Here is a 21,632-nt window from a genome sequence, read left to right as displayed (position 1 = left end):
AAAAAGGGGCGCTCGTGCGCCCCTGGGGACACCACCGTGCCACCGCAGGATCACCGCTCTGCCTGCCGGGCATGAAATCATGGCAACGCAAGTCAACCGACGCTCCGCGAGCTGGGGTTGACGCAGCATGAACTCCAGGCCATGGCCGTCAGGGGGAGGAACGATGGCGGACAGCTTCGGACCGGTGCACGTCGGGTCGGATTCCGGGAACACGGACGGTCCGATCGGAATCGGTGCGGACGTGGGTTCCCCGCGCAAGGAGCCGATCCGGGTCCTTGTGGTGGACGACCACGCCCTGTTCCGGCGAGGTCTGGAGATCGTCCTTGCCCAGGAGGAGGACATCCAGGTCGTCGGCGAGGCCGGTGACGGCGCCGAGGCCGTGGAGAAGGCCGCCGATCTGCTTCCCGACATCGTGCTGATGGACGTGCGGATGCCGAAGCGCGGCGGTATCGAGGCGTGCACGTCCATCAAGGAAGTGGCCCCCAGCGCGAAGATCATCATGCTGACGATCAGTGACGAGGAGGCCGACCTCTATGACGCGATCAAGGCCGGTGCGACGGGATACCTCCTCAAGGAGATCTCCACGGACGAGGTGGCCACCGCGATCCGCGCAGTGGCGGACGGACAGTCCCAGATCAGCCCGTCAATGGCGTCCAAGCTGCTCACCGAGTTCAAGTCGATGATCCAGCGCACCGACGAGCGCCGCCTGGTGCCGGCGCCCCGGCTGACCGACCGCGAGCTGGAGGTGCTCAAGCTCGTCGCCACGGGCATGAACAACCGCGACATCGCGAAGGAGCTGTTCATTTCCGAGAACACCGTGAAGAACCACGTCCGGAACATCCTGGAGAAACTCCAGTTGCACTCCCGGATGGAAGCGGTGGTCTACGCGATGAGGGAGAAGATCCTCGAGATCCGCTAGTGCCGCGACCGGCAACGTTTGCCCGTCAAGGAGCGGCGTCCGGTGCGTGCGATCGCAAGGCGGCCGAAGGCCCTCGTAGCAGCGTCACTCGGGTTTTCGGCCAACGCAGCGAGCGTGCGTGCCTGGGGGCACCCTGGGGGAGGTAGCTGGGGGGACGTTGCGACGGGGCAAACGTTGCCGGGAGGGGCACTGGTCACCTGTCGTGCTGGTGCTGTGGCCGGAAAGGTTTGCCGGGAAGCTCGGGGAGCGTCGCGAGCCGGTGAACCTCTCCGACCAAAGCACTAGGAGTGTCCTGAAGATCTTGGAATCGTGCCCGGCTTGCACCGGTTCATGGCGATTGGCATTTACTGGCAATCCGGGGCGAGTCAGGCGGTCGGAGCAAGATCTTCATCGGGCTTCTAGGCCGTGTATCGAAAGTGGATCTTGGACCGTGAATGATCATGGTTCATGGGTCGGGGAGATCTCACGGACGAGCAGTGGGCGGTGCTGGAGCCGTTGTTGCCGAAGAGCAGGGAGGCGGGGCGGCCGCCCGTCTGGCCTCGGCGGCAGTTGATCGACGGCATACGGTTCCGGGTTCGAACCGGTGTTCCGTGGCGGGATGTCCCCGTCGCGTATGGACCGTGGGGCGGGTCTATGACCTGTTCCGCCGATGGCAGCGGAACGGCACGTGGCAGCGGCTCGTCACCCGGCTCCAGTCCCTGGCCGACGCGAAGGGTGCGATCACGTGGGACCTGAGCGTCGACTCCACGGTCTGCCGCGCCCATCAGTATGCGGCCGGGGCCCGCAAGCAGGGCGACCTGCAGAAGGAACCACCGGGCGGCATCTTCACCGAGCCCCGTGATCATGGGCTGGGTAGGTCGCGCGGCGGGTTCACCACCAAGCTCCACCTGGCAGTTGAGCAGGGTCAGAAGCCCATGTCGATCGTGGTGACGGCAGGGCAGCGTGGAGACTCGCCTCAGTCCGAACCCGTGCTGGAGAAGGTCCGCGTGCCCCGCATCGGGCCGGGCCGGCCACGCGTCCGCCCCGATCGGGTGCGTGCTGAAAGGCGTATGCCTCCCGCAAAAACCGCGCCTACCTGCGCCGCCGCGGGATCCGCTGCACCATCCCGGACAAGGCCGACCAGGCGCGCAACCGCCAGAAGCGCGGCTCCCGCGGCGGCCGGCCACCGCTTTTCGACCCGGCCGACTACTGCGAGCGCCATGCGGTCGAGTGCGGGATCAACCGACTTAAAAGGCACAGGGCAGTGGCCACGAGGTACGACAAGCTCTCCGTCCGCTACGAGGCGACGGTGTTGGTCGCAGCCGTGAACGAGTGGCTGTGACCAGCACCGTCGCAACGGCCCTCAGACGACGTCGAATTCGTTGCCCTCGGGGTCCTGCATGGCGGCGGCGTAGAGCCCCATGTCCGGCTCATCCTTGATCCGCAGCACGGTGGCACCAGCTTTGACCAGCCGTTCCACCGTAGCCTTGACCCGCTGTGTGCGGACGTCCATTGGGACGTCACGGCCCCCACCGACCTTCAGGTCGAAGTGCCACCGGTTCTTGGCGACTTTTGGCTCCGGAACCTGCTGGAACCACATCCTCGGTCCACGTCCCGCGGGATCGATGATCGACTCCGGAATATCCCCGGCACCGGCTGGCAACTCTGCCTCGGGCACCCCCACCGCCGCCCAGTAAGCACGCCACGTGGCGTGCCCGCCCGGCGGAGGCTCAGGCACGTAGCCCAGGGCCTCGGCCCAGAAAGTCACCATTCTCTGCGGATCGGAGCAGTCGATCGTCAGCTGCACTGTCATCTCCATGCTCGGAGCATCCCAGGCAGGACTGACAGACGATCCACTTTCGAAACAGGCCCTAGAAGACCGATGAAGATCTTGTTCCGACCGCCTGACTCGCCCCGGATTGCCAGTAAATGTCAATCGCCATGAACCGGTGCAAGCCGGGCGCGATTCCAAGATCTTCAGGACACTCCTAGGCGCCCAGTCGGGCCAGTTCCGCCGTGACCGCCTCCGCCTGCGCCGGTGACTGAGCGCGCTCGATGCGTACCGCGTCGCAGCCCACCCACTGCGCGGCCTCCCGCAGCGCCTCGGCCAAGGGGCGGGCAGCCTTGGGCGCCACCAGCGATACCTGGCGGGCGACCAGCGTCTTCCCCTCACGCGCGGGGTCGACACGGCCCAGCAGACGGCCCCCGGACAGCAGCGGCATCGCGAAGTAGCCGTGCACCCGCTTGGGCTTCGGGACGTACGCCTCCAGCCGGTGTGTGAAACCGAAGATGCGCTCCGTGCGCGCCCGGTCCCAGATCAGTGAGTCGAACGGGGAGAGGAGCGTCGTCCGGTGTCGGCCGCGTGGTTCGCCTGCCAGGGCTTCCGGAGCCGCCCAGGCGGGCTTCCCCCAGCCCTCCACTTCCACCGGCACCAGGCCGGAGTCCGCTATCACCGCGTCGACCTGCTCGCCCTTGAGCCGGTGGTAGTCCGCGATGTCCGCGCGGGTGCCGACCCCCAGTGCCTGCCCGGCCAGCCGCACCAGGCGGCGCAGGCACTCCCTGTCGTCCAGGTCGTCGTGCAGGACGGCGTCCGGAATGGCCCGCTCGGCCAGGTCGTAGACCCGCTTCCAGCCGCGGCGCTCGGTGCACACCACCTCGCCGTACATCAGCGCGCGCTCGACCGCGACCTTCGACTGCGACCAGTCCCACCACTCCCCGCGGTTCTTGGCGCCGCCCAGGTCCGTGGCCGTGAGCGGGCCCTCGGCGCGCAGCTGCTTGATCACCGCGTCATAGGCGCCGTCCTTCAGCTCGTGGTACCACTGCGGACGGTTGCGGTAGGCGCGACGCCGGAAGGCGAAGTGCGGCCATTCCTCGACCGGCAGGATGCAGGCCGCGTGCGACCAGTACTCGAAGGAGTGGCCGTCCGTCCAGTACGCGCCGTCGACTGCCTTGCGGCCGACGGCACCCAGCCGGGCGTACGGGATCAGCTCGTGCGACCGGGCCAGCACCGAGATCGTGTCCAACTGCACCGCGCCGAGGTGACGCAGAACGCCCCGCACCCCAGACCGCCGGTCGGGCGCGCCCAGGAGGCCCTGGGCGCGCAGCGCCATGCGGCGGGCGTCGTCGGCGGAGAGTTCGGCGGCGGGACGCGGCCGCGGCAGGGTCGTCATGCCCCGCACTCTAGGGGCTGCCAGTGACACCCGGGCCCGGGCTGTCGAGCCGGAAGATTCAGGCCCGCGCCGGAAGATAAGGGTGCGCGGAGGTCAGCCCCAGGTCGGACGGGACCAGTGCACCGAGCCAGCTGTCCCTGCGGGTGCCATTGTTGAGAAGCCCCGAGCGCTGTATGCCCTCGATGACGAAACCGGCCCTCTCCGCCACCGCCCGCGAGCCGGCGTTGCCGACCTCGGCGCGCCATTCGAGCCGCTCCGTGCCCAGCTCGGTGAAAGCCCAGCGGGCGAGCGCCAGCATGGCCTCCGCCGTGTACCCGTGGCCCCGGTGTTCCTTGGCGGTCCAGTAGCCGATCTCCCAGGTGCCGGGAAGGGAACGCACCATCACCGACATGCACCCCAGCAGGGGGCCTCCGTCGCGGCTGTCGCGGGGGAGCAGTGCGAAAGTGCACATCGTGCCGTTGCGCCAGCCGTCAGGGACCGTCTGCTCGGTGAAGGAGACCGCGTGCTCCCGCTCGTACGGCGAGGGGACAGTGGTCCAGCGCTGGACGTCGGGGTCCTGGCAGGCCAGGAAGACGGCCTCGGTGTCGGCGGGTTCGACGCTGCGCAGCAGCAGGCGCTCGGTGGTGAGAGTGACGGGTTCCATCAACCGATTGTCGTCACCGCGGGCGCCGACTCGCCATGCGTTTTCGCAGCCCGGTGCGGCACCTCGGCGACGCCTCGCGCGTTGTCCTCATTGCGGACCTCCCGGCGCGGCGGGGTCCTCGCATACGATGGCCGTTGCTCAAAAGAATTCGACCGCGCCAGGCCCGACCGGCAAGGAGACCCACCCCCGTGTCCGTCCTCTCAAAGATCATGCGTGCAGGCGAAGGCAAGATCCTGCGCAAGCTGCACCGCATCGCGGACCAGGTCAACTCCATCGAAGAGGACTTCGTCAGCCTCTCCGACGCCGAGCTGCGCGCCCTCACCGATGAGTACAAGGAGCGGTACGCCAACGGCGAGAGCCTGGACGACCTGCTTCCCGAGGCCTTCGCCACTGTCCGTGAGGCCGCCAAGCGCGTGCTCGGCCAGCGGCACTACGACGTCCAGCTGATGGGCGGTGCCGCTCTGCACCTGGGTTACGTCGCCGAGATGAAGACCGGTGAGGGCAAGACCCTCGTCGGTACCCTCCCGACGTACCTGAACGCGTTGTCCGGCAAGGGTGTCCACCTGATCACGGTCAACGACTACCTGGCCGAGCGCGACTCCGAGATGATGGGCCGCGTCCATCGCTTCCTCGGCCTCTCGGTCGGCTGCATCCTCGCCAACATGACGCCGGCGCAGCGCCGCGAGCAGTACGCCTGCGACATCACGTACGGCACGAACAACGAGTTCGGCTTCGACTACCTGCGCGACAACATGGCGTGGTCCCAGGACGAGCTCGTCCAGCGCGGCCACAACTTCGCGGTCGTCGACGAGGTCGACTCGATCCTCATCGACGAGGCCCGTACGCCGCTGATCATCTCCGGCCCCGCCGACCAGGCCACCAAGTGGTACGCCGACTTCGCCAAGCTGGTCAGGCGCCTGGAGAAGGGCGAGGCGGGCAACCAGCTCAAGGGCATCGAGGAAACCGGCGACTACGAGGTCGACGAGAAGAAGCGCACCGTCGCCATCCACGAGTCCGGTGTCTCGAAGGTCGAGGACTGGCTCGGCATCGACAACCTCTACGAGTCGGTGAACACCCCGCTGGTGGGCTACCTCAACAACGCCATCAAGGCCAAGGAGCTCTTCAAGCGCGACAAGGACTACGTCGTCATGGACGGCGAAGTCATGATCGTCGACGAGCACACCGGCCGTATCCTTGCCGGCCGCCGCTACAACGAGGGCATGCACCAGGCGATCGAGGCGAAGGAAGGGGTGGACATCAAGGACGAGAACCAGACTCTCGCGACGATCACCCTGCAGAACTTCTTCCGCCTCTACGACAAGCTGTCCGGCATGACCGGTACGGCCATGACCGAGGCCGCCGAGTTCCACCAGATCTACAAGCTCGGCGTGGTCCCGATCCCGACGAACCGGCCGATGATCCGCCAGGACCAGTCGGACCTGATCTACCGCACCGAGGTCGCCAAGTTCGACGCGGTCGTCGAGGACATCGCCGAGAAGCACGAGAAGGGCCAGCCGATCCTGGTCGGCACCACCTCGGTCGAGAAGTCCGAGTACCTCTCGCAGCAGCTGAACAAGCGCGGCATCCAGCACGAGGTGCTGAACGCCAAGAACCACGAGCGCGAGGCCTCCATCGTGGCCCAGGCCGGCCGCAAGGGCGCCGTCACCGTCGCCACGAACATGGCCGGCCGCGGTACGGACATCAAGCTCGGCGGCAACCCCGACGACCTCGCCGAGGCGGAGCTGCGCCAGCGCGGCCTCGACCCCGACGAGCACGTGGAGGAGTGGGCCCAGGCCCTGCCCGCCGCGCTGGAGAAGGCCCACGCCGCGGTGAAGGCCGAGTTCGAGGAGGTCAAGGAGCTCGGCGGGCTCTACGTCCTGGGCACCGAGCGCCACGAGTCGCGGCGTATCGACAACCAGCTGCGCGGCCGCTCCGGCCGTCAGGGCGACCCCGGCGAGTCCCGCTTCTACCTGTCGCTCGGCGACGACCTCATGCGGCTCTTCAAGGCCCAGATGGTCGAGCGCGTCATGGCGATGGCCAACGTCCCGGACGATGTGCCGATCGAGAACAAGATGGTGACGCGCGCCATCGCGTCCGCCCAGTCGCAGGTCGAGCAGCAGAACTTCGAGACGCGCAAGAATGTCCTGAAGTACGACGAGGTGCTCAACCGTCAGCGTGAGGTCATCTACGGCGAGCGCCGCCGCGTCCTGGAGGGCGAGGACCTGCACGAGCAGGTGCGCCACTTCATGGACGACACGATCGACGCCTACATCCAGGCCGAGACCGTCGAGGGCTTCGCCGAGGAGTGGGACCTGGACCGGCTGTGGGGCGCCTTCAAGCAGCTCTACCCGGTGAAGGCCACCGTCGACGAGCTGGAGGAGGCGGCGGGCGACCGGGCCGGCATCACCGCCGAGTTCATCGCCGAGTCCGTCAAGGACGACATCCACGAGCAGTACGACGCGCGCGAGAAGCAGCTCGGCTCCGACATCATGCGCGAGCTGGAGCGGCGCGTGGTGCTGTCGGTGCTGGACCGCAAGTGGCGTGAGCACCTCTACGAGATGGACTACCTCCAGGAGGGCATCGGCCTGCGTGCGATGGCCCAGAAGGACCCGCTGGTCGAGTACCAGCGGGAGGGCTTCGACATGTTCACGGCCATGATGGAGGGCATCAAGGAGGAGTCCGTCGGCTACCTGTTCAACCTGGAGGTCCAGGTGGAGCAGCAGGTCGAGGAGGTCCCGGTCGAGGAAGCGGTGCCCGCGCAGCTGGCCAAGGAGGACGTCGTGCCCGCCGGTGCGGTCCGCCCGGAGATCCGCGCCAAGGGCCTGGACGCCCCGCAGCGCCCCGATCGGCTGCACTACGTGGCGCCCAAGGTCGACGGCGAGGGCGACACCGTCGAGGGCGACTTCTCGGTGGACGGCGGCCCGGTCCGTTCCGAGGCCGACGGCCTGACGCGTGCGGAGCGCCGCAAGGCGCAGAAGGGCGGCGGGCGCCGCCGCAAGAATTAGCGCACGGCACGCACTCTCCGGCGGGGCCGGACACCGTGACGGTGTCCGGCCCCGCGGCGTTCAGGCCCTGGACGGGCTCGGGTGCGGCTCGAGTTCGCCGCCCAGTTCCACCGCCGCGCAGCGCCAGCGGAGGTCGGGGCCCTGTTCCAGGCGGAAGGCCATCGCGCGGATGCGGCCACCCGCGCCGATACGGGCGAAGGCCTCGATCGCGCCGGGCCTGGGGCGGTACGCGCCGCAGCCGCGGAGCACGGGGCGCAGGCCGTGCGTCCGGAGTGGGGTGGCGGGTGCGAGCCGGATGAGCTGTTCGTATGCCTCGCCGACGGTGTGGCCGAGCATCCAGTGGACCGGGCGCTGGCCGCTGAGGACCGCCAGCAGGCGTTCCGCGAACCAGTCCTGCGGCTTCGGCTGTGGCGGGAGGAGCGGCGCTGTGCGGGGGCCGCGCTGGTCGCGGCGGCCCGGGGGCCGGGTCCTGTTCCTGGTCGCGCCGCTGATGGTCCGTTCCATGGCGATGGTCCCCGTTCTGCCGGGCCCGGCTCTTCTACCAGGCGGTAACTTGACGGGGGTTCTTCTACGGGTCCGGCAGAGCGGTCGCAATCCGGTCAAGAGGGCAGTGGTGGGGGCGCTCAGATTCACCTATCAGAGTGATTTCTGCCCCGGTGCAGGCGGCCGCGGCACGCGCCGGAGGTTGCCGGGTGGACGCCGCACAGGCCCTTGTCCGCACCCTGAAGGGGGACGGCGCACGTATCCTGATGGGCGTCTCCGACTACGAAAGCGGCCTGCCATGCGCGTCTACGTCCCTCTGACCCTCCCCGGTCTCGCACAGGCGCACACCGCGAGTGAGGTCGGGCCCGCCCCGCTGACGGCCTATGCGGTCACTCCGGGGCTGCGCGAGTGGTACGTCTCGGACGACATCGAGGAGCTGGAGTACGCCGCGCTGAACCGCGCCGCGCTTGCGTCGCTGCGGCTGCTCGCCGCCGACCCCGGTGCGCCCCGACGGCGTGTAGTCGTCGCCGTCGACGTGCCGGACGGTGCCGCGTCCGCGGAGCCGGGCCTCGAGGTCGCTACGCTGGGCCAGGTGCGGATCGCCTCCCCGGTTCCGCTGGCCAAGGCGGCCTCGGTGCATGTCGACTCCGTCGACGCGGGACAGGACGTGGCCGCAGCGGCCGACGCGCTGGCCGACGCGGACCGCGGGGACGACGACGCGCAGTTCACGGTGGACGGGGCAGAGGACCATGAGCTGCTCTGGTACGGCGTCCAGGAGATTCCCAACCTCATCGGCTGAGGGTGGTCTGTCAGTCCTGCCGGGTATCTTCCCTTCCATGGGGATGCACGTACGCACACATATCGTCTGGGACTGGAACGGCACGCTCTTCCATGACACCGACGCCGTCATCCGGGCGACCAATGCCGCCTTCGCCGAGATAGGCCTGGAGCCGATCACGCTGGAGCGGTACCGAGCGATGTACTGCGTGCCGATACCCCTCTTCTACGAACGGCTGCTGGGGCGGATGCCCACGGATGCCGAGTGGGTGCGGATGGACGACGTGTTCCACCGGCACTACACGCTGGCCCGGGAGGGCTGCCTGCTCGCCGAGGGGGCGGAGTCCCTCCTCGCGACCTGGCAGGGCGCGGGGCACAGCCAGTCGATCCTGAGCATGTACGGGCACGAGGACCTGGTGCCGCTGGTGCGGGGCTTCGGCATCGAGCGGCGCTTCGTACGGGTCGACGGGCGTACCGGCCCCTCGGGAGGCGGCAAGTCCGAGCACATGGCACGGCACATCGCCGCGCTGAACGGCATACCCGCGAAGCGGGTGGTCGTCATCGGTGACGCGGTCGACGACGCGGTGGCGGCGGCCCATGTGGGTGCGCGGGCGGTGCTCTACACCGGAGGCTCGCACAGCCGGGCCAGCCTGGAGGCGGCGGGGGTGCCGGTGGTGGACACACTGGCGGAAGCGGTCCGGCTGGCGGAGGCCGAGGCCTGACCTGCCGGACCTCCTGCCGGGCCCCGGCGGTCGGGTGGTGTCAGGTGACCGGTGACTTGGCGCGGAGCACGGTGAGGAATTCACGCATCCAGGCCGAGTGGTCCGGCCAGGCGCGGGAGGAGACCAGGGTGCCGTCGACGACCGCTTCGGCGTCGTGGAAGGTGGCGCCCGCCGCCTGCATGTCGAGTTCCAGGGCGGGATAGGAGGTGACGCGGCGGCCGACGAGGCCGCCGACCGCGGCCGTCAGCAGCGGGCCGTGGCAGATCTGGGCGACGGGCTTGTCCGCGTCGAAGAAGTACTTGAGGATCTTGCGTAGTTCCGCGTCGTTGCGCAGATACTCGGGGGCCCGGCCGCCCGGGATCACCAGCGCGGCGTACTGTCCCGGGTCCACTTCGGAGAAGGCCAGATCGGCCGGCCAGGTGTAGCCGGGCTTCTCCGTGTAGGTGTCGTACCCGGGCTCGAAGTCGTGGACGACGAAGCGCAGGTGCTTGCGGGCCGGAGCCGCGATATGGACTTCGTACCCCTCCTCACGCAGCCGCTGGTACGGGTAGAGGACTTCCAGCGACTCCGCCGCGTCGCCGGTCACGATCAGGATCTTCGGTGCCATGGCCCTTGCTCCCCTCTCTGCGCTGTTCCGGCCTCTGTGCCGTCCCGGTCAAGGTGCACCGGCATGGCTTGTTTGCCAAGAGGTCATGTGTCGCTGTCCAGAGTGTCAAACTTGGGCCCCTGCTTTTGTACACATACGGCTCATGACGGCTACCGGGTCCGGAGCGATAGCCTTGGGGGCGTGATCAGCGCGATATTCCTCGGGGGCAGCGGAGCCCCACGGGGGTACCGCCCAGCGACAGCTGGGGGACTGCGCCCGGAGCACCATCGTGCCCGGGCGATCGCCGGTCTTCGCGACCGTGGCTGCCGGCCGGAAACGACCGGCAGCGGCACGGACATCTCTTATCCCGACACGACGTCGAATCCGGCCGGAAAGCCCGAGCCCCGGCGTTGCGTCACTTCTTTCACCTACGTCACGCAACGGCGCGCGACAGGAGCCAGAGGACATGCAGACCAAGCTGGACGAAGCCAAGGCCGAGCTGCTCGCACGGGCCGCCCGGGTAGCTGAGAACAGCCCGGTCGGGGGGCAACTACCGACTGGGTCCGAGATCGAGGAGGGTCCCGATCAGGACGTCCTCCACTCGTACCTCCAGCGCTACTACCTCCACACCGCTCCAGAGGACCTCGCCGACCGTGACCCGGTCGACGTCTTCGGCGCGGCCGTGTCGCACTACCGGCTCGCGGAGAACCGCCCGCAGGGCACCGCGAACGTCCGGGTGCACACCCCGACCGTCGAGGAGAACGGCTGGACCTGCAGCCACTCCGTCGTCGAGGTCGTCACCGACGACATGCCGTTCCTGGTCGACTCCGTCACCAATGAGCTCTCCCGTCAGGGCCGCGGCATCCATGTCGTGATCCACCCGCAGGTCACCGTGCGCCGGGACGTCACCGGCAAGCTCATCGAGGTGCTGAACGGCGCCGCCGGCGAGCTGCCGCACGACGCGCTCACCGAGTCCTGGATCCATGTCGAGACCGACCGCGAGACCGACCGCGCCGACCTGAAGCAGATCACCGCCGATCTGCTGCGTGTCCTGTCCGACGTCCGCGAGGCCGTCGAGGACTGGGAGAAGATGCGCGACGCCGCGCTCCGCATCGCCGGGGGCCTGCCCGACGAGCCCCTCGCCGGCGACCTGCGTGAGATGGAGCTCGAAGAGGCCCGGGAGCTGCTCCGCTGGCTCTCCGACGACCACTTCACCTTCCTCGGCTACCGCGAGTACAACCTGGTCGACGGCGACGCGCTCGCCGCCGTTCCCGGCACCGGCCTGGGCATCCTGCGTTCCGACCCGCACCACAGCGGCAAGGACGACGGCCACCCGGTCTCCCCGTCCTTCAACCGGCTGCCCGCCGACGCCCGCGCCAAGGCCCGTGAGCACAAGCTGCTCATCCTGACCAAGGCCAACAGCCGCGCCACCGTGCACCGCCCGAGCTACCTCGACTACGTCGGCGTGAAGAAGTTCGACGAGCAGGGCAATGTCGTCGGCGAGCGCCGCTTCCTGGGCCTGTTCTCCTCCGCCGCGTACACCGAGTCCGTCCGCCGCGTGCCGGTCATCCGCCGTAAGGTCGAAGAGGTCCTCAAGGGCGCCGGCTTCTCGGCCCACAGCCACGACGGCCGTGACCTGCTCCAGATCCTGGAGACCTACCCGCGCGACGAGCTGTTCCAGACCCCGGTCGACAAGCTGCGCGAGACCGTCACCAGCGTCCTCTTCCTGCAGGAGCGGCGTCGGCTCCGGCTGTACCTGCGCCAGGAGGAGTACGGCCGCTACTACTCGGCCCTCGTCTACCTGCCGCGCGACCGCTTCAACACCACCGTCCGGCAGCGTCTGACCGACATCCTCAAGGAGGAGCTCGGCGGGACCAGCGTCGACTTCACCGCTTGGAACACCGAGTCGGTGCTGTCCCGGCTGCACTTCGTCGTCCGCGTCCCGCAGGGCACCGAGCTGCCCCACCTCACCGCCTCCGACGCCGAGCGCATCGAGGCCCGGCTCGCCGAGGCCGCCCGCTCCTGGGAGGACGGCTTCGCCGAGGCGCTGAACGCCGAGTGCGGCGAGGAGCGTGCCGCCGAGCTGCTGCGCCGGTACGGCCACGCCTTCTCCGAGGGCTACAAGGCCGACCACACGCCGCGCGCCGCCGTGGCCGACCTGGTCCACCTGGAGCAGCTGAAGGGCGGCCAGAGGGACTTCGCGCTCTCGCTGTACGAGCCGGTGGGCGCCGCTCCCGGTGAGCGCCGCTTCAAGATCTACCGTGTCGGTGAGCAGGTCTCCCTCTCCGCCGTGCTGCCGGTCCTGAACCGGCTCGGTGTCGAGGTCATCGACGAGCGCCCGTACGAGCTGCGCTGCACGGACCGTACGCACGCCTGGGTGTACGACTTCGGGCTGCGCATGCCGCTGGCGACCGGCAGCGGCGACTACCTCGGCGACGACGCCCGTGAGCGCTTCCAGGAAGCGTTCGCCGCCGTGTGGACCGGGGCCGCGGAGAACGACGGCTTCAACTGCCTCGTCCTCGGCGCCGGACTCACCTGGCGCCAGGCCGTGGTGCTGCGTGCGTACGCCAAGTACCTGCGCCAGGCCGGTTCGACCTTCAGCCAGGACTACATGGAGGACACCCTCCGTAACAACGTCCACACCACCCGGCTGCTGGTCTCCCTCTTCGAGGCCCGGATGTCGCCGGAGCGCCAGCACGCCGGCACCGAGCTGATCGACGCTCTGCTGGAGGAGCTGGACGCCGCCCTGGACCAGGTGGCGAGCCTGGACGAGGACCGCATCCTGCGTTCCTTCCTCACCGTCATCAAGGCGACGCTGCGCACCAACTTCTTCCAGAGCGCCGGCGATGGAAGCGGCGTGAGGGGCCAGAGCGCCGGCGATGGAAGTGACAAGAGGGGCCAGAAGGCCAAGGACGGCGAGCCGCACGGCTACGTCTCCATGAAGTTCGACCCGCAGGCCATTCCGGACCTGCCGGCGCCCCGCCCGGCCTACGAGATCTGGGTGTACTCGCCGCGTGTCGAGGGTGTGCACCTGCGCTTCGGCAAGGTCGCGCGCGGTGGTCTGCGCTGGTCCGACCGGCGTGAGGACTTCCGTACCGAGATCCTCGGTCTGGTCAAGGCGCAGATGGTGAAGAACACCGTCATCGTGCCGGTCGGCGCCAAGGGCGGCTTCGTCGCCAAGCAGCTCCCGGACCCGTCCGTGGACCGGGACGCCTGGCTGGCCGAGGGCATCGCCAGCTACAAGACCTTCATCTCGGCGCTGCTCGACATCACCGACAACATGGTGGCGGGTGAGGTCGTGCCGCCGGCCGACGTGGTCCGTCACGACGGTGACGACACCTACCTCGTCGTCGCCGCCGACAAGGGCACCGCGAAGTTCTCCGACATCGCCAACGAGGTCGCCGTCTCGTACGGCTTCTGGCTCGGCGACGCCTTCGCCTCCGGCGGCTCCGCCGGTTACGACCACAAGGGCATGGGCATCACGGCCCGCGGCGCCTGGGAGTCCGTCAAGCGGCACTTCCGGGAGCTCGGCCACGACACCCAGACCCAGGACTTCACGGTCGTCGGCGTCGGCGACATGTCCGGTGACGTGTTCGGCAACGGCATGCTGCTCTCCGAGCACATCCGCCTGGTCGCCGCCTTCGACCACCGGCACATCTTCATCGACCCGAACCCGGACGCGGCCACGTCCCACGCAGAGCGCCGCCGTCTGTTCGAGCTGCCGCGCTCCTCGTGGGCGGACTACAACACGGAGCTGCTGTCCGCGGGCGGCGGCGTCCACCCTCGTACGGCCAAGTCCATCCCGGTGAACGCGCACATGCGCGAGGCCCTGGGTATTGAGCCCGGCATCACCAAGATGACCCCGGCCGAGCTGATGCAGGCGGTCCTCAAGGCCCCGGTGGACCTGCTGTGGAACGGCGGCATCGGTACGTACGTCAAGGCGACCTCCGAGTCGAACACCGACGTCGGCGACAAGGCCAACGACGCCATCCGCGTCAACGGCGCGGACCTGCGGGTCAAGGTCGTCGGCGAGGGCGGCAACCTGGGTCTGACCCAGCTGGGCCGGATCGAGATCGCGCGGCACGGCGGCAAGGTCAACACCGACGCCATCGACAACAGCGCGGGCGTGGACACCTCCGACCACGAGGTGAACATCAAGGTCCTGCTCAACGGGCTGGTCGCGGACGGCGACATGACCGTCAAGCAGCGCAACAAGCTGCTCGCCGAGATGACCGACGAGGTCGGTGCGCTGGTGCTGCGCAACAACTACGCGCAGAACGTGGCCCTGACCAACGCCGTCGCCCAGTCGCCGAGCCTGCTCCACGCCCACCAGCGGTTCATGCGCAAGCTGGGCCGGGACGGGGCCCTGGACCGGTCGCTGGAGTTCCTGCCGAACGACCGCCAGATCCGTGAGCTGCTGAACAACAAGCAGGGCCTGACCCAGCCGGAGCTGGCCGTGCTGCTCGCCTACACCAAGATCACGGTGGCGGACGAGCTGATCCGGACCGCGCTCCCGGACGACCCGCACCTGCGCAAGCTGCTGCACGCCTACTTCCCGAAGGCGCTGCGCGAGCGGTTCCCCGAGGCGGTCGACACGCACGCGCTGCGCCGCGAGATCATCACGACCATCCTGGTGAACGACACCGTCAACACCGGTGGCTCGACCTTCCTGCACCGTCTGCGGGAGGAGACCGGGGCGTCGCTCGAGGAGATCGTGCGGGCGCAGACCGCGGCCCGTGAGATCTTCGGCCTCGGCCAGGTCTGGGACGACGTCGAGGCCCTCGACAACCGGGTCGCGTCCGAGGTCCAGACCCGGATCCGGCTGCACTCGCGCCGGCTGGTCGAGCGCGGCACCCGCTGGCTGCTCAACAACCGGCCGCAGCCGCTGGAGCTCACCGAGACGATCGACTTCTTCAGCGAGGGCGTGGCGAGGGTCTGGGCGGAGCTGCCGAAGCTGGTCAGGGGCACGGACCAGGAGTGGTACCAGTCCGTCCTGGACGATATGGCCGCGGCCGGTGTGCCGGAGGGGCTCGCGCTGCGGGTGGCCGGGTTCTCGTCGGTGTTCCCGGCGCTCGACATCGTGGCGATCGCGGACCGCACCGGCAAGGACGTCATGGATGTCGCCGAGGTGTACTACGACCTGGCCGACCGCCTGAGCATCACCCAGCTGATGGACCGGATCCTCGAGCTGCCGCGGTCCGACCGCTGGCAGTCCATGGCCCGGGCCTCCATCCGTGAGGACCTCTTCGCGGCGCACGCGGCGCTGACGGCGGACGTCCTGTCCGTCGGCAACGGCACCTCGACGCCGGAGGAGCGCTTCAAGGCCTGGGAGGAGAAGAACACGGCGATCCTGGGCCGGGCGCGCACCACGCTGGAAGAGATCCAGACCTCGGACGCGTTCGACCTGGCCAACCTGTCGGTGGCCATGCGGACGATGCGCTCGCTGCTGCGTTCGCACAGCTGACGACGGCTACGTGAAGGGGCCGCTCGCCGTGATGGCGGGCGGCCCCTCGCGCGTCCGGGCTACTTCTTGCCGTTGTACCGCTCGTACTCCGCGACGACCTCCTTCGCCGGGCCGTCCATACGCAGTGTGCCCGCCTCCAGCCAGATGGCCCGGTCGCAGGTCTCGGTGATCGTCGAGTTGCTGTGGCTGACCAGGAAGACCGTGCCGGCCTGCTCGCGCAGTTCGTCGATGCGCCGCTTGCTGCGCCGCTGGAAGGCCGCGTCGCCGGTGGACAGCGCCTCGTCGATCAGCAGCACCTCGTGGCTCTTGGCCGCCGCGATGGAAAAGCGCAGCCGGGCGCCCATGCCCGACGAATACGTGCGCATCGGCAGGGAGATGAAGTCGCCCTTGTCGTTGATCCCGGAGAAGTCCACGATGTCCTGGTACCTCTCCTGGATCTCCGTCCGCGACATGCCCATCGCGAGCCCGCCGAGGATGACGTTGCGCTCGCCGGTCAGATCGCCCATCAGGGCCGCGTTCACACCGAGAAGCGAGGGCTGACCATGGGTGTAGACCCGGCCGCGGTGCGGCGGGAGCAGCCCTGCGATGGTCTTGAGCAGGGTCGACTTGCCCGAGCCGTTGGAGCCGATCAGGCCGATGGCCTCACCCCGGTGAGCGACGAGGCTGACGCCCTTGACGGCGTGCACCTCGCGCACGCCGGGGGTGCCGCGGCGGGAGAGGATCCGGCCGAGGGCGGAGGTGGCATTGCCCTTCGCGGGGCCCGTGCCATGGACCTTGTAGATGACATGGACGTCGTCGACGACGACAGTCGGGGTGCGGGAGTCAGCCACGGCCGTACGTCTCCTCGGCTTTCCAGAAGTAGATGAAACCGCCCAATCCGGCGAGGACCGCCCAGCAGACGGCGACGGCCCACACATGCGCGGGCAGCTGGTCGGCGTGGAAGCTGTCGATCAGGGCGAAGCGCATCAGGTCGATGTAGACGGCGGCCGGGTTGTACCGGAGGGCGGCCGCCACCAGGTGTGGCATATGCGAGTGCGACAGCACCTTGTCGATGCTCCACATCACGCCGGAGGTGTACATCCAGGTCCGCAGCACGAACGGCATCAGCTGGGTGAGGTCGGGGGTCCTGGCGGCCAGCCGCGCCATGATCATCGACACGCCGGCGTTGAAGATCGACTGCAGGAGCAGCGCCGGCACAGCCAGCAGCCAGGACATCTTCGGGAACTGCCCGAAGCAGGCGAGGATCGCTGCCAGCGCCGCCAGGGAGAACAGCAGCTGCTGCAGCTGCTGGATGGCGTACGAGACGGGCAGCGCGGCGCGCGGGAAGTGCAGCGCGCGGACCAGGCCGAGGTTGCCGCTGATCGCGCGGGTACCCGCCATGATCGAGGCAGAGGTGAAGGTCCAGATGAAGACGCCGGTCACCAGGAACGGCACGAAGTCCGGCACGCTGTCGCCGGTGCCGAGCAGCATGCCGAAGATGAAGTAGTAGACCGCCGCGTTCAGCAGTGGCGTCATGATCTGCCAGACCTGGCCCAGCTTCGCCTGGCTGTACTGCGCGCTGCTCCGGGCGGTGGCGAAGGCGGTGATGAAATGACGCCGCTCCCACAGCTGCCGCACATAGGCGCCGAGCGGTGGGCGTTCCCCGCTCACCTTCAGTCCGTGTGCGGCCGCGAGTGCGCTCAGGTCGCTCCGCTCGCCTTGTCCGGCCGGGGGGCCGGGGTTCCGCGGCCTGCGCCGCCGATGGTGCGGCCTCCGGGAAAACACAGAAGTGAGAGTCACGGTGTCCGCTCTCGACGGGGACAGGATCGACGGTGGGGCGGAACGGGTCCGTATCGTCGCTACGTCGAGGTTATGGCGCAATGACGTCGCAACGCAACCGTTGCGTCGTAACGTCATTCGCATGACTATGCTCTGTTCATGACCACGGACCCGGTAACCCCACGCCGCACCCCCGCGGGAGCCGCAGTGCTCCGGGAGGACGTCACCGACGCCATCCGCGCCGCCGTCTTCGAGGAACTGGCGGCGGTCGGCTTCGCACGCATGTCCATCGAGGGCATCGCCCGCCGGGCCGGCGTCGGCAAGACCGCCGTCTACCGCCGCTGGAAGTCCAAGCTGCACCTGGTGCTCGACCTGGTCACGGCCTTCTCGGCACAGGGTCTGCCGGCCCCCGCCACCGGTTCGCTGTACGGAGATGTGCGCGCGCTTCTCGAAGTCGCCTCGCACGCCCTGCGCCACCCCGTCGCCTCGCAGGTCATCCCCGATCTGCTGGTCGAGTCCGTACGCCAGCCCGAGATCGCCGACGCGATCAGGGCTGCGCTGCTCGACAGCCAGCAGGGCATCGCCTCCGTCGTCGTACGCGACGCCGTCGCCCGCGGCGAGCTCCCCGAGGACACCGACCCCGAACGGGCCCTCGACCTCATCATCGGCCCCCTCTACTGGCGGCTCGTCGTCGTCCGCGGCGCACTGCCCGCCGGCTACCTGGACGGTCTCGCGGCCTCCGCCGTGGCGGCGCTCAGGGCCTGAGCGCCGAGCTCTCGCTGCGCGGCCCACCGATCAGCCCGGACGTCGCCGGGAAGGGCACGGCCGCGGGCGGGTCCGCAGTCTCACCCAGGAAGACATGGCGCACCACCCGCTCCGCCGCGCGCCCGTCGTCGTACGGGCAGAAGCGTGCCCGGAACGCGGTCCGCAGCTGCGTGGAACGGGAGCTGCGCCAGAGCCCGGTGGCGAAGATGTCGACCAGTTCGTCCTCGGTACGGGCCACCGCGCCCGGCGGAAAGGAGCGCAGGTCGAAGTAGGTGCCCCGGACGGCCTCGAAAACGTCCCGGTCCTCGGCGTGGATCACGACCGGCCGGTCCAGGCAGACGTAGTCGAACATCAGTGGAGAATAGTCGGTCACCAGTGCGTCCGAGGCCAGACAGAGCTCCTCGACGGAGGGATGCGCCCGGACGTCGACGACCCGCGGACAGTCCGAGCAGTCCGAGCAGTCCGAGCAGCCCGAGCAGTCGGAGCGGACGGGGGGCGCGCCGTCGGGCCGGGGCGCGCGGGAGAGGACCACACAGCGCGGGCCGAGCGACCGTGCCAGGCGCGGCAGATCGAGGGCGGCCCGCTGGACACGCCGGTAGTCGCGGTGTTCCGGGACGTACAGAAGGGCGGTGAAACCGGCCGGGATCCCGAAGGACGCCCGCAGCCGTGCCATATCGGCCGCCGTGGCGTTCCGGAAGACATCGGCGCGTGGCTGGCCGTACTCCAGCACGGTGTAGCTGCCGGGGAAGGCGCGCTCCCGGACCAGGGTGGAGTGCGGATTCGCGGACACCAGGTAGTCCCAGCCGTCCACGCTCCGCATCAGCCGGACCGGGTCGACCGGGCCGGCCGCCGGGCGGTCCAGCAGGTCCAGTCCCTCGGACTTCAGCGGCGTCCCCGGCGGCGTCCGCAGCATCACCTGACTCCTCCGCTTGACCGTCCCGTCGCCGAATCCGGCGTCACCGACCAGAAACCTGGCGCGGGCCAGCGCCGACGAGCAGGCCAGGCTGCCGGGGCGCAGCCGCCGCGCGCCGGCCGGGACGGTGTCGGGACGGTCGGGTTCCGCGATCCACGCGGTGCGGATGTGCGGGGCCAGCTCGCGGACGCGGGCTTCGAGGGCCGCCGGATTGCCGCCGTAGCCATGGTGTTCGTACGACATGAAGACGGCGAGGTCGGCGCGTACCGGAAGCCACCGCTGGAACCGGTAGTACGACCGGGACAGGACTGCCCGCAGCCCCCGCAGGGCGAGCGCGACCAGAGTGCGCGCCCGCGCCGCCAGCCGGCGGCCGGCCCGCAGCGCCAGCAGCGTACGCCGCGCCCCGATCCGCACCAGCGCGTGCCGGGTGCCCCGGGGGTGGAACCGCCGGCAGTGGGCGCGCGCCCGCCGGGCGAACTCGGCCCGCGCGCCCCGCGGCAGCTGCGGCAGTCCGCCGAGCACGGCGGCGAAGTGCTCGGCCATGTGGCGGCAGAGCAGCGGACGCCATTCGGCGGCGCCGGGCCGGGAGTCGACGAAGGCGAAGAGCCGCTCGTACTGGACGAAGACGTCGAAGACCTCGGGCGTGTCGTCGGCGGCGGGGGCGCCGGGGCGGGAGGGCGCCATGGGGCGGCGCTCATGGCGGCGGACGCAGGCGTGAGCGAGGGTGGCGACCGAGACGGCCGCGATGAGGGCCTGCGCGCTCCAGGGCAGGTCCGCGTGGTGGCCGGGCGGGAAGGCGAGGTCTTCGCGGCGCGCGAACCCGCGGCGGTACGCCATGGCCCAGGCCGGCGGGGGCGGGGACAGCAGCGTGGGGCGGTCGGCGAGCCGGAAGGGCGCCGGACCCTCCTCGGTGAGGCGGGGCATGTCGCCGCCCGGTACGACCTCGCCCGACCAGAGCGCACGGACGTGCCCGTACACCAGGACATCGGGCTCGTTCGTCTCCTTCAGACGGTCCGCGACGGCCTGGAGCGCGCCCGGTACGAGCGTGTCGCGGCCGTCGAGGAAGAGCACGTAGTCGCCGGTGGCGGCGGCGAGGCCGGCGTTGCGGGCCGGGCCCGCGCCGCCGCGCTCCGCCAGATGGACGGCGGTCACGCGCCGGTCGCGGGCGGCGCATTCGTCGATGACCGTGCCGCAGGCGTCCGGTGACGCGTCGTCGACCGCGATCAGTTCGAGGTCGTCGTAGCTCTGGCTCAGCACCGAGTCCAGGCAGATGTGCAGGTACGCCTGCACCTTGTACGCGGGCACGATGACACTGAACCGGGGCATGATCCGCAAAACGTCCGATGGGGTGATCGGTTACGCCGGACGCCGCATACGGGGGACGGTGTCCCCCGTACGACTACTTCACCGCACCGGCCATCACGCCCGACACGAACTGCCGCTGGAAGGCGAAGAACACGGCGAGCGGGATCACCATCGACACGAACGCGCCGGGCGCGAGCACATCGATGTTGTTGCCGAACTGCCGTACCTGCTGCTGGAGCGCCACCGTGATCGGCGGGCTCTCCGAGTCGGCGAAGATCAGCGCGACCAGCATGTCGTTCCAGACCCAGAGGAACTGGAAAATGCCGAGCGAGGCGATGGCGGGACCGCCCAGCGGCATCACGACCCGGGTGAACAGCCTGATCTCGCCCGCCCCGTCCAGCCGGGCCGCCTCCAGCAGCTCCCTGGGGATCTCCGCGAAGAAGTTGCGCAACAGGAAGATCGCGAAGGGCAGGCCGAAGGCGGTGTGGAAGAGGACGACACCGATCGTCGTCTCGAAGATTCCGATCTCGCCGAAGAGCTTCGACACGGGGACCAGCGCGACCTGGACGGGCACCACCAGCAGCCCGACCACGACCAGGAACCACCAGTCGCGGCCGGGGAAGTCCATCCAGGCGAAGGCATAGCCGGCCAGTGCGCCGATGACCACGACCAGGACGGTCGCGGGGACGGTGATCAGGACGGTGGAGAGGAGAGAGCCGGCGATGGTCTCGTTGTCGAGGAGGTGGGAGTAGTTCTCGAAGGTGAGCTGGGAGGGGGCGGTGAAGACTTTCCACCAGCCGCCGGCGCTGATGTCGGAGGGGCTGCGCAGCGAGGAGAGCAGCAGTCCGATCGTCGGCATCAGCCAGAAGAGCCCGACCAGGACCAGGAAGACCCGCATCACACCGCCGCCCGTACGGGCCGCGATACGTGCGGCGAGGGTCGGTTGCCGCTGGTTCATCGCCGCGCCTCCCTTCGTATCCGCCGGATGTTGCTGTGCTCACCCGGGGGGCGACCCCCGGGCCCCCGGTGGTTTGCCCGGGCCGGGGTGGACGTGGTGTTCATCGCCGCGCCTCTCTCCGTATCCGCCGGATGTTGCTGTGCTCACCCGGGGGGCGACCCCCGGGCCCCCGGTGGTTTGCCCGG

15 protein-coding genes and 1 pseudogene are annotated in these 21,632 nt (G+C 69.4%); 7 read left to right on the top strand and 9 right to left on the bottom strand.

All coding sequences use genetic code 11. The annotated features are described in order from the left end of the window. Positions 1-163 precede the first annotated feature (163 nt). Both ABD858_RS12885 and ABD858_RS12880 read left to right on the top strand, forming a co-directional pair. Entirely contained in the window at positions 164-919 is a 756-nt protein-coding gene (locus ABD858_RS12885; protein ID WP_345036776.1) for a response regulator, read from the top strand. 447 nt (positions 920-1,366) lie between these two features. After that, a pseudogene (locus ABD858_RS12880) lies at positions 1,367-2,240 on the top strand (IS5 family transposase). A gap of 21 nt (positions 2,241-2,261) precedes the next feature. On the opposite strand, the gene ABD858_RS12875 reads toward ABD858_RS12880, so the two are convergent. From ABD858_RS12875 to ABD858_RS12865, 3 genes are all read right to left on the bottom strand, one after another. After that, positions 2,262-2,717 (bottom strand): VOC family protein, encoded by a 456-nt coding sequence (locus ABD858_RS12875; RefSeq protein ID WP_345036774.1) that lies wholly within the window; start codon positions 2,715-2,717, stop codon positions 2,262-2,264. A 169-nt stretch (positions 2,718-2,886) separates the two neighbouring features. After that, a complete protein-coding gene (locus ABD858_RS12870; protein ID WP_345036772.1) occupies positions 2,887-4,068 on the bottom strand; it encodes a winged helix-turn-helix domain-containing protein in 1,182 nt (393 codons plus the stop codon). A 58-nt stretch (positions 4,069-4,126) separates the two neighbouring features. Next, positions 4,127-4,711 carry a GNAT family N-acetyltransferase gene (locus tag ABD858_RS12865; protein ID WP_345036769.1) on the bottom strand — a complete coding sequence of 195 codons (585 nt, stop codon included), beginning with the start codon at positions 4,709-4,711 and terminating at the stop codon, positions 4,127-4,129. 188 nt (positions 4,712-4,899) lie between these two features. On the opposite strand from ABD858_RS12865, the gene secA reads away from it, so the two are divergent. Next, positions 4,900-7,716, top strand: coding sequence for a preprotein translocase subunit SecA (secA, locus tag ABD858_RS12860; protein WP_345036767.1), 2,817 nt, complete (start codon positions 4,900-4,902; stop codon positions 7,714-7,716). Positions 7,717-7,776: 60 nt separating this feature from the next. Here the strand turns inward: secA and ABD858_RS12855 are convergent, their stop codons facing one another. Continuing rightward, positions 7,777-8,220: an Rv3235 family protein gene (locus tag ABD858_RS12855; RefSeq protein WP_345036764.1), complete on the bottom strand. Its 444-nt coding sequence runs from the start codon at positions 8,218-8,220 to the stop codon at positions 7,777-7,779. 277 nt (positions 8,221-8,497) lie between these two features. On the opposite strand from ABD858_RS12855, the gene ABD858_RS12850 reads away from it, so the two are divergent. After that, positions 8,498-8,998, top strand: coding sequence for a DUF6912 family protein (locus ABD858_RS12850; protein WP_345036762.1), 501 nt, complete (start codon positions 8,498-8,500; stop codon positions 8,996-8,998). A gap of 37 nt (positions 8,999-9,035) precedes the next feature. After that, a complete protein-coding gene (locus ABD858_RS12845; RefSeq protein WP_345036759.1) occupies positions 9,036-9,698 on the top strand; it encodes an HAD family hydrolase in 663 nt (220 codons plus the stop codon). Positions 9,699-9,738: 40 nt separating this feature from the next. Here the strand turns inward: ABD858_RS12845 and ABD858_RS12840 are convergent, their stop codons facing one another. Further along, entirely contained in the window at positions 9,739-10,305 is a 567-nt protein-coding gene (locus ABD858_RS12840; RefSeq protein ID WP_345036757.1) for a DJ-1/PfpI family protein, read from the bottom strand. Between the two features lie 445 nt (positions 10,306-10,750). Between ABD858_RS12840 and ABD858_RS12835 the strand changes: the two genes are divergently transcribed. Further along, complete coding sequence (locus tag ABD858_RS12835; RefSeq protein ID WP_345036755.1) at positions 10,751-15,748, top strand: NAD-glutamate dehydrogenase; 4,998 nt, start codon at positions 10,751-10,753, stop codon at positions 15,746-15,748. Positions 15,749-15,807: 59 nt separating this feature from the next. On the opposite strand, the gene ABD858_RS12830 is transcribed toward ABD858_RS12835, so the two are convergent. Continuing rightward, entirely contained in the window at positions 15,808-16,578 is a 771-nt protein-coding gene (locus tag ABD858_RS12830) for an ABC transporter ATP-binding protein (protein WP_345036753.1), read from the bottom strand. Next, positions 16,571-17,431, bottom strand: a complete 861-nt coding sequence (locus ABD858_RS12825; protein WP_345044480.1) for an ABC transporter permease — start codon at positions 17,429-17,431, stop codon at positions 16,571-16,573. The genes ABD858_RS12830 and ABD858_RS12825 overlap by 8 nt, the downstream gene beginning before the upstream one ends. Positions 17,432-17,665: 234 nt before the next feature. Here ABD858_RS12825 and ABD858_RS12820 point away from each other — a divergent pair, with 234 nt between their 5' ends. Further along, positions 17,666-18,271: a TetR/AcrR family transcriptional regulator gene (locus ABD858_RS12820; RefSeq protein ID WP_345036750.1), complete on the top strand. Its 606-nt coding sequence runs from the start codon at positions 17,666-17,668 to the stop codon at positions 18,269-18,271. On the opposite strand, the gene ABD858_RS12815 is transcribed toward ABD858_RS12820, so the two are convergent. Together ABD858_RS12815 and ABD858_RS12810 are read right to left on the bottom strand one after the other, a co-directional pair. Beyond that, positions 18,261-20,510, bottom strand: coding sequence for a bifunctional glycosyltransferase/CDP-glycerol:glycerophosphate glycerophosphotransferase (locus ABD858_RS12815; protein ID WP_345036748.1), 2,250 nt, complete (start codon positions 20,508-20,510; stop codon positions 18,261-18,263). The genes ABD858_RS12820 and ABD858_RS12815 overlap by 11 nt on opposite strands. Positions 20,511-20,583: 73 nt before the next feature. After that, positions 20,584-21,447: a carbohydrate ABC transporter permease gene (locus ABD858_RS12810; protein ID WP_345036746.1), complete on the bottom strand. Its 864-nt coding sequence runs from the start codon at positions 21,445-21,447 to the stop codon at positions 20,584-20,586. Positions 21,448-21,632 lie beyond the last annotated feature (185 nt).

It is taken from the genome of Streptomyces sannanensis (assembly GCF_039536205.1).
Taxonomy (GTDB): domain Bacteria; phylum Actinomycetota; class Actinomycetes; order Streptomycetales; family Streptomycetaceae; genus Streptomyces; species Streptomyces sannanensis.
The sequence above is the reverse complement of the archived record's forward strand: the minus strand, read 5'-3'. Positions and strand labels throughout refer to the sequence as shown.